Source organism: Pseudomonas sp. LAMO17WK12:I10 (genome assembly GCF_900215185.1).
GTDB classification, from domain to species: domain Bacteria; phylum Pseudomonadota; class Gammaproteobacteria; order Pseudomonadales; family Pseudomonadaceae; genus Aquipseudomonas; species Aquipseudomonas chlororaphis.
In genome coordinates this window covers 14,448-29,990 of record NZ_OBDX01000028.1, presented here as the reverse complement: position 1 = coordinate 29,990, position 15,543 = coordinate 14,448, and the positions used below count along the sequence as shown (strand labels likewise).

Genomic DNA, 15,543 nt, shown 5'->3' with positions numbered 1-15,543 from the left:
GAGGAAGGTATGTGCATTGAAAGTCCCTGTTCGTGCAGTTCTGAAGCCCGAGTGGCCCGGCCTGGCCGAACTGGCGGCGAAAGCTCTCGAAGGTTGACCGCGCAAACGTTTACATATGTTGTACCAACTTGAAGTAGCTGATTGAAATAAAGGCAAAACCTACCCATAAGCTGTCTTTTCGGTCAGGACGTTGCACAGCACCTCCTAGGCGTTGTGCGCGAAGAAAGGGCGAAGGCGCTGGCACCTGGCACAGGGCTGATGAGCCCTCGTTCAATCATCGAGGTGATGGAAACCAACGACCTTCGATGCCTCGGGTCGAGTATTCGCTGACTATCTGGCTGCGTTCGTTCGATGCTGGTTCTGCAGTGCAGGGAAAGGATGCTTGACGTTCTGCTCGGGTCGCTCTGCTAGAATCGCCGGTCCACGACTTACAGAGGTGCCCCATGAGCGAGCCGATTCGCCTGACCCAGTACAGCCACGGCGCGGGTTGCGGTTGCAAGATTTCTCCCCAGATCCTGGAGGTGATTCTGGCCGGCAGCGGCGCGCAGAACCTCGACCCGAAACTCTGGGTCGGCAACGCCTCGCGCGACGACGCGGCGGTGTACGCCATCGACGAAGAGCGCGGCGTGGTCTCGACCACCGACTTTTTCATGCCGATCGTCGACGACCCGTTCGACTTCGGGCGCATCGCCGCGACCAACGCCATCAGCGACATCTACGCCATGGGCGGCGACCCGTTGATGGCCATCGCCATCCTTGGTTGGCCAGTGAACGTGCTGGCGCCGGAAATCGCCCGCGAGGTGATTCGCGGCGGCCGCGCGGTGTGCGACGCGGCCGGCATCCCCCTGGCCGGCGGCCACTCGATCGACGCCCCGGAACCGATCTTCGGCCTGGCCGTGACCGGCCTGGTGGAAAAGCGCCACATGAAGCGCAACGACACCGCCACCGCTGGTTGCCTGCTGTACCTGACCAAGCCCCTGGGCATCGGCGTGCTGACCACGGCCGAGAAGAAGGGCAAGCTGCGCAGCGCCGACGTCGGCCTGGCCCGGGACTGGATGTGCACCCTGAACAAGCCCGGCAGCCGTTTCGGCAAGCTCGACGGCGTGACCGCGATGACCGACGTCACCGGTTTCGGCCTGCTCGGGCACCTGGTGGAAATGGCCGACGGCAGCGGCCTGACCGCGCGCATTCACTACGATCGCGTGCCGCGCCTGCCAGGGGTCGAGTACTACCTCGACCAGGGCTGCATACCGGGCGGCACCCAGCGCAATTTCGACAGCTACGCCGACAAGCTCGGGCGTATCCAGGCCCTGCACAAGCTGGTGCTGTGCGACCCGCAGACCAGCGGCGGGCTGTTGATCGCCGTCACCCCGGAAGGCAATGCGGCCTTCCTCGCGCTGGCCGCCGAACTGGGCCTGGAACTGGCGCCGATCGGTGAGCTGGTGGAACGACAGAGCAACGCGGTCGAGGTGATCTGATGCCCATCGATATCACCGACTACCGCGAAATCTTCCTCAACGACCGGCCGATGATGGATACCCGCGCGCCGGTCGAATTCAGCAAAGGCGCCTTTCCCGGGGTGGTCAACCTGCCGCTGATGACCGACCACGAACGGCAGCGGGTCGGCACCTGCTACAAGCAGCAGGGCCAGCAGGCGGCGATCGTCCTCGGGCACCAGCTGGTGTCCGGGGCGATCAAGGCCGAGCGCATCCAGGCCTGGGCCGATTTCGCCCGGGCCCACCCCGATGGCTACCTGTACTGCTTCCGCGGCGGCCTGCGTTCGCAGATCGTCCAGCAGTGGCTCAAGGACGAGGCCGGCATCGACTACCCGCGGGTCGGCGGCGGCTACAAGGCCATGCGTACCTTCCTGCTCGACACCCTCGAAGGAGCGGTGGCCGAGTGTGATTTTGTCCTGCTCGGCGGCATGACCGGAATCGGCAAGACCGAGGTGCTCAACCAACTGGCCAACGGCCTGGACCTGGAAGGCCACGCCAACCATCGCGGCTCCAGTTTCGGCAAGCGCGCCAGCGGCCAGCCGTCGAACATCGACTTCGAGAACCGCCTGGCGGTGGACATCCTGAAAAAGCGCGAGCGCGGCATCGGCGGGTTCGTGCTGGAAGACGAGAACCGCATGATCGGCAGCTGCGCCTTGCCGTTGCCGCTGTACCAGGGCATGCAGCGCTTCCCGATGGTCTGGCTGGAGGATGGCCTGGAGGGGCGGATCGAGCGGATTCTGCGCGACTACGTGATCGACCTGTGCGCGGAGTTCGTCGCGGTGCATGGCGAGGACGGCTTCGCGCGGTTTTCCGAGCGCCTGCTGGAAAGCCTGAACAACATCCGCAAGCGCCTGGGGGGCGAGCGTCACCAGCGCCTGTACCAGTTGCTGGAGGCCGCCCTGGCCGAGCAGGCCCGCAGCGGCAGCGTGGACCTGCACCGGGCCTGGATCGAAGGTTTGCTCAAGGAATATTACGACCCGATGTATGCCTTCCAGCGCGAAAGCAAGGGCGCGCGCATCGAGTTCGTCGGCGAGCAGGCGGCGGTGCTGGAGTATTTGCGCGAGCGCGCCAAGCGCGGTTGAGGCGGTAGCGGGCGGGGTCTTTGGCCCCATTGCGAGCAAGCTCGCTCCTACGGGGAGTTGCGCTGTCCATGTAGGCGCGAGGCTTGCTCGCGATGGCGTCCGGGCGGACGCCATCGAACCTTGGGTTACAACAACGCCGCGCCAATCAACCCGCACACCACGCCAATCAGCATGGTCAGGCCGGCCACGGTCATCAGCACCCGCGCATCGAAATCCTTGCGCAGCATCAAAAGCGACGGCAGGCTGATGCTCGGCAGGGTCATCAGCAAGGCCACCGCCGGGCCGGTGCCCATGCCCAGGGTCATCATGGTCTGCACGATGGGGATTTCCGCGGCGGTGGGAATCACGAACAACGTGCCGACAATCGCCAGCGGCACCAGCCACAAAAGGCTGTCGCCAATCGCGCCCTCGACATGGGGGAACAGCCAGACCCGCGCCGCGCCCAGCACCAGCACCGCCAGCACATAGATCGGAATGGTGCTCCAGAACAGTTGCCACAGGCTGCGCGCCCAGCGGCTGAAGAACGCACCTTCATTGCCCGTGCTGGCCTCGACCACGGCCTCCACCGCCGCTTCCGGCAGTTGCTCGGGACGGGCGATGCGCTGGGCCACCAGCGACACCCCCAGCACCAGCACGATGCCCGCCACCAGCCGCAGCGCGGTAAAGCCCCAGCCCAGGACAAAGCCCATGAACACCAGGGTCGCCGGGTTGAGCACCGGGTTGGCGATCCAGAAGGCCAGCGCTGCACCCACAGAGACATTCTGCCGACGCATGCTCGCCGCCACGGGCGCGGCGCAGCAGGAGCACATCATGCCCGGCAGGGCGAACAGCCCGCCGCGCAAAGTCGAGCCGAAACCGGCGCGGCCGAACAGGCGCAGCAGCCAGTCCCGCGGGATCAGCACTTGCAGCAGCGAACCGAGGATCACCGCCAGCACCGCGGCCTTCCAGATCGCCAGGAAATACACCTGGGCGTAGGCGAGGGCGGCATTCAAAGGCGAGGAGGGCTGATCGTTGATGATCGAGGCGCCGATGCTGTGGCTGTCGGCGGCGATAAAGGCCTTGGCGTAGTAGGGCGACCACTTGACGAAGTAGAGGCCGACACACGCCACCAGGACGAACAGGGCGGGTTTCCACCAGAACGACCAGCCCCGGACGGGGCTGGCAGGGGCAAGGCTGGACATGAACAGTGATTCCGGGCAATGACGTTAGGTCGCGAATATTAGCGCAGCGGCCCGGTCGGCGCTGAATTTGCTGTAGCCGCTGCCGCAGGCTGCGATCGAGCGGTACGCTCGCGGGGGGGCTTGCGGGCGCTGGAGACCCTGCGGGTCTATCGCAGCCTCGCGGGCTCGGCAGCAGCTACATCTATGGTCACCCCCCTACCCCCTGTGAAGGCCACTAAGCTTTCACAGGGGGTAGGGGGTGAGACCATTTCATTAGGGAAGGCGATGACGTCAGCGGCCGTTACACAAAACCCGCATCACCTGGCAGCTCGACCTGGGCCATCTGCCGTTTCATCAGCACCTTGCCGTCGCGGATCGAGTACAGCGGCAGGCCCTGGCTGCGGATCATTTCGTAGTCGCTGTCGGCCGACAGGATCAGCAGGTTGGCCGGCCGGCCTTCTTCCAGGCCGTAGCGCTCGCCCAGGGCCAGGGCCTTGGCGCTGTTGTCGGTGACCAGGTCGAGGGCGCTCTGCAGGTTGCGATAACCGAGCATGTGGCAGATGTGCAGGCCGGCTTCCAGCACCCGCAGGATGTTGCCGTTACCCAGCGGGTACCAGGGGTCGACGATCGAGTCCTGGCCGAAACACACGTTCATTCCGGCTTCCAGCAGCTCGTTGACCCGGGTCACGCCGCGGCGTTTCGGGAAGCTGTCGAAGCGCCCCTGCAGGTGGATGCTTTCGGTGGGGCAGGAGACGAAGCTGATGCCCGAGTGGCCGAGCAGGCGGAACAGCTTGGCGCAGTAGGCGTTGTCGTAGGAACCCATGGCGGTGGTGTGGCTGGCGGTCACCCGCGAACCCATGTCGCGGCTGCGGGCTTCCTCGGCCAGCACTTCGAGAAAACGCGAGTGCGGGTCGTCGGTCTCGTCGCAATGCACGTCCACCAGGCAGCCGGTACGTTCGGCCAGGTCCATGAGGAACTTTACCGAGCTGACGCCCTGGTCGCGGGTGTACTCGAAGTGCGGAATACCGCCCACCACGTCGGCGCCCAGGAGGATGGCCTCTTCCATCAGTTCGCGACCGTTGCGGTAGCTTTCGATGCCTTCCTGGGGGAAGGCGACGATCTGCATGTCGACCAGGTGCGCGCTTTGCTCGCGCACTTCGAGCATGGCCTTGAGCGCGGTCAGCTCCGGGTCGGTGACATCGACATGGGTGCGCACGTGCTGGATGCCGTGGGCAGCGAGGGCGCGCAGGGTTTTCCGGGCGCGGGCCTTGGTGTCTTCCTGGGTGATGGTGACCTTGCGCTCGCCCCAGCATTCGATGCCTTCGAACAGGGTGCCGCTCATGTTCCAGCGCGGCTCGCCGGCGGTGAGGGTGGCGTCCAGGTGAATGTGCGGCTCGACGAAGGGCGGCACCACCAGATTGCCGCCGGCGTCGAGGTCGTCGGGGCCCAGGGTCGGGGCTTCGGTCTGCCGGGCGATGCTGGCGATGCGACCGTTCTCCAGGTGCAGTTCGTGCAGGCCTTCGCGGTTGCGCAGACGGGCGTTGATGATGAGCATCGGAGCGATTCCTTGTTCAATCCAGGCGGTCAGGGTACGGCGCTCGGGCCGGCGGCCGCAACGTCGCGTGGCCCGGGCTCATGCCTGGATGTCCGCGGCGGTGGTGGCGCGTGCGCCGAGCAGGCTGCTCAGCAGCATGTAGCTCAGGGCGGCGGCCGCGATGCCTACCAGCGGTGCGACCCAGGGCGAGCCGAAGGCCGCCACGGTGCCGATGGCATAGGCGCCCAGGCCGGCCCAGTTGAACGCCGGCAGCTTGCTGTCGGCCAGACGCGGGTACTGGCCGCGATAGCGATAGAAGAAGTCGGCCATGATCACCCCGCCAATCGGCGGGATCACCGTGCCCAGCAGAATCAGGTAGGGCACCAGCATGTCGTACATGCCCAGCAGCGCCAGCAGGGTGCCGATCACCGCGCCGGCCAGGGTCACGGTCTTGCGCCGGCCGGTGCGCAGCAGGTTGCAGCCGGCGACGGCGAAGTTGTAGATGGTGTTGTCCTGGGTGCTCCAGATATTCAGCAGGAGCATGGCCATGGCGGCCATGGCGAAGCCCTGCAACAGCAGCACTTCGACCACGTCCGGCTGCTGGTAGACGATGGCGCCATAGGCCCCGATCAGCACCATCAGGCCGTTGCCGACGAAGAAGCCGATCAGGCTGGCCAGCACCGCGACCCTGGCCGAGCGCGAAAACCGCGTCCAGTTGGTGGCCTGGGTGGCGCCGCTGACGAAGGTGCCGAACACCAGGGTGATGGCCGTGGACAGGTCGAGGCTGGCGCTCGGCACCACGGCCAGCAACCCATCGAGGCCGCCGACCTTGACCGTGGCCACCCACATCGACAGCAACAGCAGCAGGGCCATGGCCGGCACCGCGATCCAGGAGAGGATTTCCAGCCCGCGATAACCGACGTAGGCGGTGGCGCAGAACACCAGGCCGAACAGCACCATCAGCCCCAGCACGGTGCCCTGGCCCAGCTCGAAATACTTGCCCAGCACCACCGCGGCGGTGGCGGTGCCCCAGGCGTACCAGCCGATCTGGGTGAAGCCGAGGATCAGGTCGCTGAGCTTGCTGCCCACCTCGCCGAAACAGAAGCGCCCCATCAGCACCGAGTTCAGCCCGCTCTTGAAGGCGATATAGCCCAGGCCCGCCGCGTACAGGCCCAGCAGCAGGTTGCCGAGGACGATCACCCCGAGCATCTGGCCAAAGCTGAAGGCCACGCCGAGCTTGCCGCCGGCGAACATGGTGGCGGTGAAAAAGGTGAAGCCCAGCAGCACCATGGCCGTGGAGGCCAGGCCCTTGCGCGCATGCATCGGCACTTCGCTGAGCGGGTAGTCGTTGCCTGGATCGTTCTGCGTCATCTGCCTTCCCCTGATTGGCCCAGGCGTGGCCTGGTGCGTAAGCGACGCAGGCCCATTGCAGTCGCCGTGCCAACGCCCCCAGGGTCAGGGGCGCCCGGCCGACGCTGTGCAACCTGCAGGAGATTTATAGACAAGCAGGGGATTTTTGCTTTCCGCCGCGGCCGATTGGCCGGCTTTGGCGCGAAAGCGGTGCGCCGGTGAGACAAATTGGATCACTGGCCGCTCAGTCCTCGGGGGGCTCGAAAATGCCCTCGATGGGCAGGCCGAAGGCCTTCGCGATCTTGAAGGCCAGGGGCAGGCTGGGGTCGTAGCGACCGGTCTCGATGGCGTTCACGGTCTGCCTTGAAACCTCCAGGCGCGCGGCCAGTTCCGCCTGGGACCAGCCTTGCGCGGCGCGCAGTTCACGCAGGCGGTTGTTCACTGGTAGCGCCTGTTGCCGAGGAGCGTGGCCACCAGCCACACCGAGCCCATGATCGGCCAGACGGCGAACATCGACAGTCGCGGCAGGCCCGCTATTTCCAGGAAACCGTAGCTGAAGGTGATCAGCGCGGTGCAGACAAAGGCGATGCCCAGGGCGTTGAGCTGGATGCGCTGGCTGAGTTCATCCAAGCGCCGCAGTTGGCGGATGACCACCAGCGCCATGGCGATCATCGGGATCACGGGAATCAGCGACACCGCGATGCGCCCGGCGCTGCTGTCCATGCCCGGCAGCAGGTAAGTGCTGAGCACCACGGCGACAAGGTACGCCAGCAGGACGAGGGTGAATTCCACGAGGTAACGTTTGCCGCACATGGCCGGCTCCTGAAGTAAAGGGTGCTTTACATTAGGCAGGCGATCCCGCGGTGTCAAGGACGCTTTACATTGGCTCAATCGAACAGGGTCAGGCGGGTTTCGCCGCGGTGGAAGGCAAAAGCGGCTTCGATATCGCTTTCCACGGTGCGGCCGCGGGACAGTTCGGGCAGGGCGTCGAGGGCGAAGAACCCGGCGTCGCTGACTTCCGAGCCGGCCACGGGGGCGCTGCGGTCGTCGCGCTCGCAGAGAAAATACAGCTTGTAGAAGTCCCGGGTGTCGGGAGTGAAGGGGCCCTTGGCCTTGTGCCGGACGCTGTAGAGGGCGCGGGCCGAGACGCTGAGTCCGGCCTCTTCGTGGATCTCCTTGACGATGTTCTCGGCGGCCGACAGGCCGATGTCGGCATACCCGCCGGGCATGGCCCAGCGCCCGTCGGTCTGTTCGCGGACCAGGAGGATGCGCTCGTCTTCGATCAAGGCGCCGCGCACATCCACCAGGGGTGTCGAGTAGCGTTTGGCGAAGTCCGACACCAGGCCGGCGATGCGTTCCAGGGGCACGTTGGCCAGTTGCGCGAGCATGCTGTGGGCGATGTCGGCGACTTCCTGGTAACGCTCGCGATCGAACGGGTCCTTGCAGAAATGCAGCCCGGTGGAGGCCAGGGCCTGCAAGCGTTTGGCGTGGGTGAGCCAGGTGTTTTCCATGGTGCGTGTCCTCCCGTAATCGCTGGGGCCAAATCTGTCACTGTCGGAGCGAGCTTGCTCGCGATGAGGCCCTTGAGCATTGCATCGGCCTTGAAGACTTATCGCGAGCAAGCTCGCTCCTACAGGGGACGGGGCGGTGGTTGCTGGGCGAGGTAGGCGGCCAGGCGCGGCAGGGCTTCTTCGGCGCTGCGGCTGTGGCCGGCCCAGGTGCAGGCCAGCATCAGGTTGCGCGGCAGGTGGAAGTCCTCCACCAGGAAACCTTCGGCGTCGCGGCCGTCGGCGTCATGGGGCACTTGTTCGCGCAGGGTCGCGGGCGCCTCGAACCAGGCCCACACCGGTTTGCCCAGGGCGATGGCCATGCCCACTTCGAAGGCCGTGCCGGAGTCCGGCTCCAGGCCGCGAAAGTCGTTGAGGTTGGCCAGCACCGCGTCGCAGTCGCGGATCATCTGCATGTTCTGCTGGCAGATCAGTTGCGCGGTCTGCTCCGGTGTCGGCTGGGCCGGCACCTGCTGGTCGAAGGGGTAGAGGCCTTGCAGGCCTTGGGCCTGGCACAGGCGCTTGAGGTATTCGCCGCGGGCGATGGCATCGCGGCGAAACAGGTCGAAGCCGGCGAGGTAGATGCGTGGGTTCATGCCTGGCTCCCGGCCTCGGGCAGAAAGCGCAGCAGCGCGGCGATGATGGCTTCCGGGGCGTCTTCCTGCAGCAGGTGGCCGGCGTTGGGCACCGCCTGGAACCGTGAGCCGGGGATCAGCCGGTGCAACTGGCGCCCGCGTTCGATGGGGATCCACTGATCGTCCTCGCCCCAGAGGATCTGGGTCGGGCAGCGAATGCTCGGATAGAGCCCGGCCACCTCCGTGGTATAGCGCTCGTCCATCTGCGCGATCTGCCGGTAGAACGCGGCCTGGCCGCTGGCGCCGAGCCAGGGCTGGACGTAGGGCGCCAGTTCCCGGTCGGGGATCTCGCGCTGGATCGCCCCCCGAATGTAGGCCGGCACTATGGCGCGCTGGATGTAGTCCGGCACGCCGCTGAAGGCCTGTTCATGCTGGCGCACGTGCTGCACGAACGGCGAGCCCCAGGGCGACAGCGCCACCGGGTCGAGCAGGGTCAGGCTGCGATAGTCCTTGCCGTTGAGCAGGTGGGCACGCAGGGCGGTGGCGCCGCCGAAGTCGTGGGCCACCACGTCCGGGCGCTCCAGGCCCCAGTGCTCCAGCAGTTCGGCCAGCAGCCGGTTCTGCACGCCGAGGGACACATCCTGGCCGGCGGCCTGTTCCGACTGGCCGTAGCCCAGCAGGTCGAAATAGTGCACCCGGTGGCTGGCACTGAAGTGCGGGGCGATGCGGTGCCAGACGTAGGAAGAAAACGGCGTGCCATGCACGAACACCAGAGGCGGCCCGTCACCCTGAATGGCGTAGCGCACCTTTTGTCCGTTGAAGCTGTAGGTTCGATCCAGCGGCCAGTCACTCATGTTGTGGTCCTCTGCGGGTGATCGGTCCGGCGCCTTGCTCATGCAGGCCCGGCGCAGCCCATGCTCCTCGGCGCGATGAGTCTGGGGGTAAGCACGGCGCGAGCACAGGCGATGTTTTCGCTCATGGCTGGGTTGGTGTAAAGCCGGATGTGGCTATGACCCAAGGGCCGAGCGGGCCAGCATAGGCATAAAAAATCTATGGTCACCCCCATTTTTGCAATACTGATTAATGGATGAAGTGGTTGGCTTGCTTAAATCTATCCGGCGTCTGTTGGGGGGCATGCCCCGCGCCACGATGAGAGTCGCGCCTGACGATCCTGAAAAACCACGCGGCTTCTGAAGCCGATTTTTATGTCAGGTTCTTCGTCAGGCCGGTGGGCCGTTCACGTCATCCGTTGTTCAGCTATCGCAAAACCTGAAGGGTGAATCGTAGGGCTGCAACAACCGCAGGGTCAGGCGTTCAAGGCGTCTGGCCCTGTTTCATATTGCGTATGGTGCGCGGCTAGCGCCCAGGCAATCCGCGCCAATTTGTTGGCCAAGGCACAGGCCACCACGTTCGAGTGTCGTCGCCCAAGCAAGGCGCGCACCCAAGCGGCCAAAGGGCCGTGCTGGTAATCCAGTCTCTGCAGGTAAACCCGGGCACACTGCACCAGCAATTGCCGCAGGTTCTTGTCACCGCGCTTGCTGATGCCGAGCAGATTCGCTTTACCATCGGTGCTGTACTGCCTGGGCACCAGCCCGACCGAAGCAGCAAAGTCGCGACTGCATCCGTACTGCCGGCCATCGCCCATCTCGACAGCCAGCAGGCTGGCGGTGATCGGCCCGACACACGGCATACTTAGCAAACGACTGCCCAGATCATCGTCGGCCAGCTGGCTCGCCAGCTCCTGATCCAGTGCCTTGACCTGCTCATCCAGGTAACAGAAGTGCTCATGCAAGCGCTGCAACAGCACCGTGAGCCGAGCGGGTAGCTCATGCTCGGCCAAGACGCTCGCCAAACGCTTCATGATCGCCAAGCCCTTGGGCAGACTGATCCCGAATTCCAGTAGGAAACCGTGCATCTGATTGGCGGTTTTGGTGCGGTCACGCACCAGCGACTCGCGTAGGCGATGCAGGACGGACAGGGTTTGTTGCCCCTCGGTTTTAGGTGTGACGAAGCGCATCGATGGGCGCGAGGCCGCTTCGCAAATCGCTTCAGCATCCACAAAGTCGTTCTTGTTGCCCTTGACGAAGGGCCGGACGAACTGCGGAGCAATCAGCTTAGCTGTATGGCCCATGGTCATCAGTTGCCGCGCGATAAAATGCGCGCCGGCACAGGCTTCCATCACCACAGTACAGGCCGGCAGATTGCCGAAAAACTGCATCATCTGTGGCCGCGAGCACTTCTTGCGGAACACCTCCCGGCCCCATGTGTCTTGGCCGTGCAGGTGGAAACTGTGTTTACCGAGATCGATACCGATCAGCGCTGATTCGCTCATGACGATGGCCTCCGAAAACAAAACACCCTGCGAAAGCGTAGCCCTCGCAGGGTGTGGGGGTGACCATCTCATTAACCACCGCGGGCGGTGGTTTTTTTTCAGGCGGGCGACGGTTTATTCGCCGCGATAGATGCAGCCGCTGGTGCAGGTCTCGTGAATGCGGATCGCACTCAGCTCCGGCAGCAGGGGTTTGAGCTCGTTCCAGATCCACTTGGCCAGCACTTCGCTGGTGGGGTTTTCCAGGCCGGGGATGTCGTTCAGGTAGTTGTGGTCCAGGCGCTCGTAGAGCGGCTTGAAGATCTCCTTGATCTCGGAGAAGTCGCGAATCCAGCCGGTGTGCGGATCGAGGTCGCCGCTCAGGTGGATGGCCACCTTGAACGAGTGGCCGTGCAGGCGCCCGCACTTGTGGCCTGCGGGCACGTGGGGCAGGCGGTGGGCGGATTCGAAGGTAAATTCTTTGAAGATTTCCACAGTGTCGGTCAGCTCGGTCAGGTGGCTATCGCCGCGGGCGATGTAAGGCAGGCGGCGAGTTTACCAGCTTGGTTATACGGTTGCGGGAAAACACTGACTAAAGGGTCAATAGCTGTTCGCCGAGACGACCGCTACCGGCCAGCTCGAGGAACTCGTCGCCCAGGCGCCGGCTTTCGTCCATCGCGCTGCGCCAGTATTTCTGGCGGCTGGCGTCGTCGCCCATGAAGCGCTTGAAGTCGTTGCGGTCCGGCAGTTTGCCGTAGGGCAGCCGCGCCAGGTATTCCTTCGACGGTGCCAGCAGCAAGACGTCCTGCAGGCGGCCCGGGTCGCCGCGGCGCCAGGGCAGGGTCTTGTCGAACCAGCCGGGAATCACCCGGTCGGTGAAGTGCGGGTAGAGCACGATATCGTCGCCGCTGTAGGGCAGGTCGAGGTGGTAGTCCAGCAGGCCGCCGTCGCGGAAGGTGCCGGCCCCGGCGCCGGGCAGGTCGCGCACGCCTTGCATGACCATCGGGATCGAACCCGAGGCCAGCAGGGCCTGGCGCAGGTTGCCGGTGTCCAGCGGCACGAAGCGCGAGGGGAAGTCGTCGAGGGCATGCAGCGGCGGCGCCAGGCGCGGGTCATGCAGCACCAGGCGTTCGAAGTGCCGCGCCAGGCGCGCGCGGCCACGCAGGTTGTCGGCGATCACCGAGGACAGTCCCAGGCCCAGCCGCCCGCGATGGTCGTCGGCGAGCAGGCCGTGGCTTTTCACCACCATGATGTTCAGCCGGTAGTGCGGGTTGTCGAGAATGCTCGCGTCGCGGCCGTCGAGCAGCTCGTGCAGCATGCGCTGCGAACTCTGGCTGATCTGCGCCATGGTCACGCCCTTGGCAAAACTCTGGGCGTTGTACAGCTGGCCCAGGCGGCGGATGCCTTCGGCGGCGTCCGGCAGGCAGGCGCTGGCGAAGCGCCAGGAACCCACCGAGGCACCGATCAGCGAACGTTCCCGTGGCGCTGCTGGCAGCCATTCGCCGAACAGCGCCAGGTCCAGCCCCTGGATGCCGAGGGCTTTCGGCCCGCCGGCGGCGCCGGGCAGGGTGCCGACCTCGGCCGCGCTCAGGCCGTTGGCGCGGATGCGCGCCAGGGCGCGTGGGCCAGCCTTGAGGGTCAGGGCAGGGAACTTGATGTGGATAGCGGTCATACCGGCCTCAATCTCGAGCGACAGCCGAGTATAAAAGCTCGGGCCAGCGGCGCCGAATGAAACCTGCGCGGCGCCGATGATGGCCATTCAGTTTCAATTAAGTTCGACCCGCTATCGTGAGCTCCGTAGCAACACATAACGAGAAATTCGGAGACACCCCATGAAAACCCTGACTGCCTTGTTCACCGCGACCCTCATCGGTATGACCGCCAGCCTGGCCCATGCCCGCGACCTGGGGCCCGACGAGGCCCTGAGGCTGCGCGACGCTGGTACCATTGTGTCCTTTGAAAAACTCAATGCCACGGCATTGGCCAAGCACCCGGGCGCGACCATCACCGAAACCGAGCTGGAAGAGGAGTACGGCAAGTACATCTACCAGATCGAGATGCGCGACCCTCAAGGGGTTGAGTGGGACCTGGAATTGGACGCAGTGAGCGGCCAGGTGCTCAAGGATCATCAGGATACGTAATGAAGGTGAATCTACGCGCCGGCAGCAGGGTGGCCCTGGCGCTTCTGGCTTTTTGCTCGGTGGCGCTGGCCCGTGACCTGGACCAGGACGAAGCCCTGCGCCTGCGCCAGCAAGGGGTGATCCTGCCACTGGAGCAATTGCTGCAGCAGGCCCTGGACCGTTACCCCGGGGCCAAGTTGCTGGAAGCCGAGCTGGAAGAAAAACACGACGTCTATATCTATGAAGTCGAGCTGCTGACCACCGAGGGCGTGGTCCGCGAGCTGGACCTGGAGGCCGCCACCGGCCGCTTACTGAAAGACAAGGAAGATGACTGATGCGCCTGCTCCTGGTGGAAGACCACGTCTCCCTGGCCGACGAACTGCTGGCCGGGCTCAACCGCCAGGGTTACGCCGTGGACTGGCTGGCCGATGGTCGTGACGCGCTGTACCAGGGCGCCAGCGAGCCTTACGACCTGATCGTGCTCGACCTCGGCCTGCCGGGGGTGCCGGGCCTGGAAGTGCTGGCCAAATGGCGCGCCGGCGGCCTGGCGACCCCGGTGCTGATCCTCACCGCCCGCGGGTCCTGGGCCGAGCGCATCGAAGGCCTGAAGGCCGGTGCCGACGACTACCTGACCAAACCCTTCCACCCGGAAGAATTGCACCTGCGCATCCAGGCGCTGTTGCGCCGTTCCCACGGCCAGGCCAACCAGCCGACATTGCAGGCCGCCGGGCTGCACCTCGACGAAGGCCGCCAGTGCGTGCTGCGCGACGGCGTGGATATCCAGCTGACCGCCGCCGAATTCCGCCTGTTGCGCTACTTCATGCTGCACCCGGAGCAGATCCTTTCGAAAAGCCATTTGGCCGAACACCTCTACGACGGTGAGACCGAGCGCGATTCCAATGTGCTGGAAGTCCACGTCAATCACCTGCGGCGCAAACTCGGGCGCAGCGTGATCGAAACCCGCCGCGGCCAGGGCTACCTGTTCGGCGGGAACGCCCAGTGAGGTCGATCCAGCGCCGCCTGAGCCTGGGCCTGATCAGCGTGATGGTGATTGTCGGCCTGGTGCTGGCGCAGACCAGCCTGTGGCTGTTCGAGATGGGCTTGCAACGCTACCTGGAAGCCGGCTTGCGCAACGACAGCGAAAGCCTGCTGGTGGCGCTGGTCCGGGGCCCCCAGGGTTTGCAGCTGGACGAGCGGCGGTTGTCGCCGGCTTATCAGCGGCCGTTTTCCGGGCATTACTTTCGCATCGACTTCGATGACGTGCACTGGCGCTCCCGCTCGCTGTGGGACCAGGACCTGCCTGCATTGGCACAGACCGGTCTGCACAGCAACCTGCAACTGGGGCCGGAAGGCCAGCGCCTGCTGGTGCTGCGCACCGACTACCGGCGCCTCGGGCAGTCGATTTCCATCAGCGTGGCCCAGGACTACACCCCGGTGCGCGAGAGTTTCCTGCGCATGCAACAGGTGGGCCTGGGCCTGGGTCTGGCCGGCCTGCTGCTGATCCTGATCCTGCAGCGGGTCACCGTGCGCCGCGCCTTGCGCCCGCTGGAGCAGGCCCGCGAGCAGATCGCCCAGCTGCAACGCGGCCAGCGTTCGCAACTGGACGAACAGGTGCCGCTGGAGCTGGAACCGCTGGTGGCGCAGATCAACCATTTGCTGGCCCATACCGAAGACAGCCTGAAGCGTTCGCGTAATGCCCTGGGCAACCTCGGGCACGCGCTGAAGACCCCGCTGGCGGTGCTGCTGAGCCTGGCGTCCAACCCCAAGCTGCAGGCGCACCCGGAGCTGCGCCAGTTGCTCGAGGAGCAGCTGGAGCAGGTGCAGCAGCGGCTCAACCGCGAGTTGAACCGCGCGCGCCTGGCCGGCGATGCGTTGCCCGGCGCGCTGTTCGATTGCGACGCCGAGCTGCCGGGTCTGCTGGCGACCCTGAGCATGATCCATGGCGAGCACCTGGACCTGAGCTATCAGGCGGCCCCCGGCCTGCAACTGCCCTGGGACCGGGAAGACCTGCTGGAACTGCTGGGCAACCTGCTGGATAACGCCTGCAAGTGGGCCGATGCCGAAGTGGCGCTGAGTGTGTGGCGGACCGCCGAGGGTTATGGCCTGGCGGTGGACGACGACGGGCCGGGGATTCCCGAGGAGCAACGCAGCCAGGTGTTCAGCCGTGGCGCGCGCCTGGACGAACAGACCGACGGCCACGGCCTCGGCCTGGGCATCGTGCGCGATATCGTCGAGAGCTGGGGCGGGGTGCTGCGCTTGCTGGAAAGCCCGCAGGGTGGGCTGCGGGTGTTGATCGAGTTGCCTGGGCGCTGATATTGCCGGTGCTGAATCCCTGAATCCCTGTAGCCGCAGCCTCATTCTTCGGCAGCGG

At 65.3% G+C, this 15,543-nt stretch carries 17 protein-coding genes; 6 read left to right on the top strand and 11 right to left on the bottom strand.

Going from position 1 to position 15,543, the window contains the following annotated elements:
* The first annotated feature begins 443 nt into the window (after nt 1–443).
* Entirely contained in the window at nt 444–1,478 is a 1,035-nt protein-coding gene (gene selD, locus CRO75_RS25325) for a selenide, water dikinase SelD (protein WP_097138964.1), read from the top strand.
* Nucleotides 1,478–2,578 carry a tRNA 2-selenouridine(34) synthase MnmH gene (gene mnmH, locus CRO75_RS25320; protein WP_085530403.1) on the top strand — a complete coding sequence of 367 codons (1,101 nt, stop codon included), beginning with the start codon at nt 1,478–1,480 and terminating at the stop codon, nt 2,576–2,578. The genes selD and mnmH overlap by 1 nt, the downstream gene beginning before the upstream one ends.
* 125 nt (nt 2,579–2,703) lie before the next feature.
* Here the strand turns inward: mnmH and CRO75_RS25315 are convergent, their stop codons facing one another.
* From CRO75_RS25315 to CRO75_RS25265, 11 genes are all read right to left on the bottom strand, one after another.
* A complete protein-coding gene (locus tag CRO75_RS25315; RefSeq protein WP_007932609.1) occupies nt 2,704–3,759 on the bottom strand; it encodes a permease in 1,056 nt (351 codons plus the stop codon).
* A 280-nt stretch (nt 3,760–4,039) separates the two neighbouring features.
* Nucleotides 4,040–5,293, bottom strand: a complete 1,254-nt coding sequence (gene codA / locus CRO75_RS25310; protein ID WP_097138962.1) for a cytosine deaminase — start codon at nt 5,291–5,293, stop codon at nt 4,040–4,042.
* A 78-nt stretch (nt 5,294–5,371) separates the two neighbouring features.
* Nucleotides 5,372–6,643, bottom strand: coding sequence for a cytosine permease (codB, locus tag CRO75_RS25305; RefSeq protein ID WP_062825271.1), 1,272 nt, complete (start codon nt 6,641–6,643; stop codon nt 5,372–5,374).
* Between the two features lie 223 nt (nt 6,644–6,866).
* Nucleotides 6,867–7,064: a helix-turn-helix transcriptional regulator gene (locus tag CRO75_RS25300; RefSeq protein ID WP_097138960.1), complete on the bottom strand. Its 198-nt coding sequence runs from the start codon at nt 7,062–7,064 to the stop codon at nt 6,867–6,869.
* Nucleotides 7,061–7,435 (bottom strand): hypothetical protein, encoded by a 375-nt coding sequence (locus tag CRO75_RS25295; RefSeq protein WP_009044677.1) that lies wholly within the window; start codon nt 7,433–7,435, stop codon nt 7,061–7,063. The genes CRO75_RS25300 and CRO75_RS25295 overlap by 4 nt, the downstream gene beginning before the upstream one ends.
* 74 nt (nt 7,436–7,509) lie before the next feature.
* Nucleotides 7,510–8,133 carry an NUDIX hydrolase gene (locus CRO75_RS25290; RefSeq protein WP_097138958.1) on the bottom strand — a complete coding sequence of 208 codons (624 nt, stop codon included), beginning with the start codon at nt 8,131–8,133 and terminating at the stop codon, nt 7,510–7,512.
* A gap of 119 nt (nt 8,134–8,252) precedes the next feature.
* On the bottom strand, nt 8,253–8,765 hold the full coding sequence (locus CRO75_RS25285) for a nucleoside 2-deoxyribosyltransferase (RefSeq protein ID WP_097138955.1): 513 nt from the start codon (nt 8,763–8,765) through the stop codon (nt 8,253–8,255).
* Nucleotides 8,762–9,598, bottom strand: a complete 837-nt coding sequence (locus CRO75_RS25280) for an alpha/beta hydrolase (protein ID WP_097138953.1) — start codon at nt 9,596–9,598, stop codon at nt 8,762–8,764. Before CRO75_RS25280 ends, CRO75_RS25285 begins: the two co-directional genes overlap by 4 nt.
* A 452-nt stretch (nt 9,599–10,050) precedes the next feature.
* On the bottom strand, nt 10,051–11,076 hold the full coding sequence (locus tag CRO75_RS25275; protein WP_097138951.1) for an IS110 family transposase: 1,026 nt from the start codon (nt 11,074–11,076) through the stop codon (nt 10,051–10,053).
* A gap of 114 nt (nt 11,077–11,190) precedes the next feature.
* Nucleotides 11,191–11,547 (bottom strand): 6-carboxytetrahydropterin synthase QueD, encoded by a 357-nt coding sequence (queD, locus tag CRO75_RS25270; protein ID WP_007930577.1) that lies wholly within the window; start codon nt 11,545–11,547, stop codon nt 11,191–11,193.
* A 97-nt stretch (nt 11,548–11,644) separates the two neighbouring features.
* Nucleotides 11,645–12,724: a hypothetical protein gene (locus CRO75_RS25265; RefSeq protein ID WP_097139033.1), complete on the bottom strand. Its 1,080-nt coding sequence runs from the start codon at nt 12,722–12,724 to the stop codon at nt 11,645–11,647.
* A gap of 160 nt (nt 12,725–12,884) precedes the next feature.
* Here CRO75_RS25265 and CRO75_RS25260 point away from each other — a divergent pair, with 160 nt between their 5' ends.
* From CRO75_RS25260 to CRO75_RS25245, 4 genes are read left to right on the top strand one after another with little or no spacing between them, the layout of a single operon-like run.
* A complete protein-coding gene (locus CRO75_RS25260; protein WP_007930566.1) occupies nt 12,885–13,193 on the top strand; it encodes a PepSY domain-containing protein in 309 nt (102 codons plus the stop codon).
* A complete protein-coding gene (locus tag CRO75_RS25255) occupies nt 13,193–13,507 on the top strand; it encodes a PepSY domain-containing protein (RefSeq protein ID WP_097138949.1) in 315 nt (104 codons plus the stop codon). The genes CRO75_RS25260 and CRO75_RS25255 overlap by 1 nt, the downstream gene beginning before the upstream one ends.
* A complete protein-coding gene (locus CRO75_RS25250; protein WP_007930561.1) occupies nt 13,507–14,175 on the top strand; it encodes a response regulator transcription factor in 669 nt (222 codons plus the stop codon). Before CRO75_RS25255 ends, CRO75_RS25250 begins: the two co-directional genes overlap by 1 nt.
* Entirely contained in the window at nt 14,172–15,485 is a 1,314-nt protein-coding gene (locus tag CRO75_RS25245; protein ID WP_097138947.1) for an ATP-binding protein, read from the top strand. Before CRO75_RS25250 ends, CRO75_RS25245 begins: the two co-directional genes overlap by 4 nt.
* Nucleotides 15,486–15,543 lie beyond the last annotated feature (58 nt).

Excerpts from the sequence above, each read along its gene's own strand:
- CRO75_RS25250 (WP_007930561.1), top strand. The coding sequence starts at position 13,507 with ATGCGCCTGCTCCTGGTGGAAGACCACGTCTCCCTGGCCGACGAACTG.
- CRO75_RS25260 (WP_007930566.1), top strand. The coding sequence starts at position 12,885 with ATGAAAACCCTGACTGCCTTGTTCACCGCGACCCTCATCGGTATGACC.
- CRO75_RS25315 (WP_007932609.1), bottom strand. The coding sequence starts at position 3,759 with ATGTCCAGCCTTGCCCCTGCCAGCCCCGTCCGGGGCTGGTCGTTCTGG.
- codB (WP_062825271.1), bottom strand. The coding sequence starts at position 6,643 with ATGACGCAGAACGATCCAGGCAACGACTACCCGCTCAGCGAAGTGCCG.
- CRO75_RS25255 (WP_097138949.1), top strand. The coding sequence starts at position 13,193 with ATGAAGGTGAATCTACGCGCCGGCAGCAGGGTGGCCCTGGCGCTTCTG.
- CRO75_RS25285 (WP_097138955.1), bottom strand. The coding sequence starts at position 8,765 with ATGAACCCACGCATCTACCTCGCCGGCTTCGACCTGTTTCGCCGCGAT.
- selD (WP_097138964.1), top strand. The coding sequence starts at position 444 with ATGAGCGAGCCGATTCGCCTGACCCAGTACAGCCACGGCGCGGGTTGC.
- CRO75_RS25265 (WP_097139033.1), bottom strand. The coding sequence starts at position 12,724 with ATGACCGCTATCCACATCAAGTTCCCTGCCCTGACCCTCAAGGCTGGC.
- codA (WP_097138962.1), bottom strand. The coding sequence starts at position 5,293 with ATGCTCATCATCAACGCCCGTCTGCGCAACCGCGAAGGCCTGCACGAA.
- mnmH (WP_085530403.1), top strand. The coding sequence starts at position 1,478 with ATGCCCATCGATATCACCGACTACCGCGAAATCTTCCTCAACGACCGG.
- CRO75_RS25280 (WP_097138953.1), bottom strand. The coding sequence starts at position 9,598 with ATGAGTGACTGGCCGCTGGATCGAACCTACAGCTTCAACGGACAAAAG.
- CRO75_RS25290 (WP_097138958.1), bottom strand. The coding sequence starts at position 8,133 with ATGGAAAACACCTGGCTCACCCACGCCAAACGCTTGCAGGCCCTGGCC.
- CRO75_RS25295 (WP_009044677.1), bottom strand. The coding sequence starts at position 7,435 with ATGTGCGGCAAACGTTACCTCGTGGAATTCACCCTCGTCCTGCTGGCG.
- CRO75_RS25275 (WP_097138951.1), bottom strand. The coding sequence starts at position 11,076 with ATGAGCGAATCAGCGCTGATCGGTATCGATCTCGGTAAACACAGTTTC.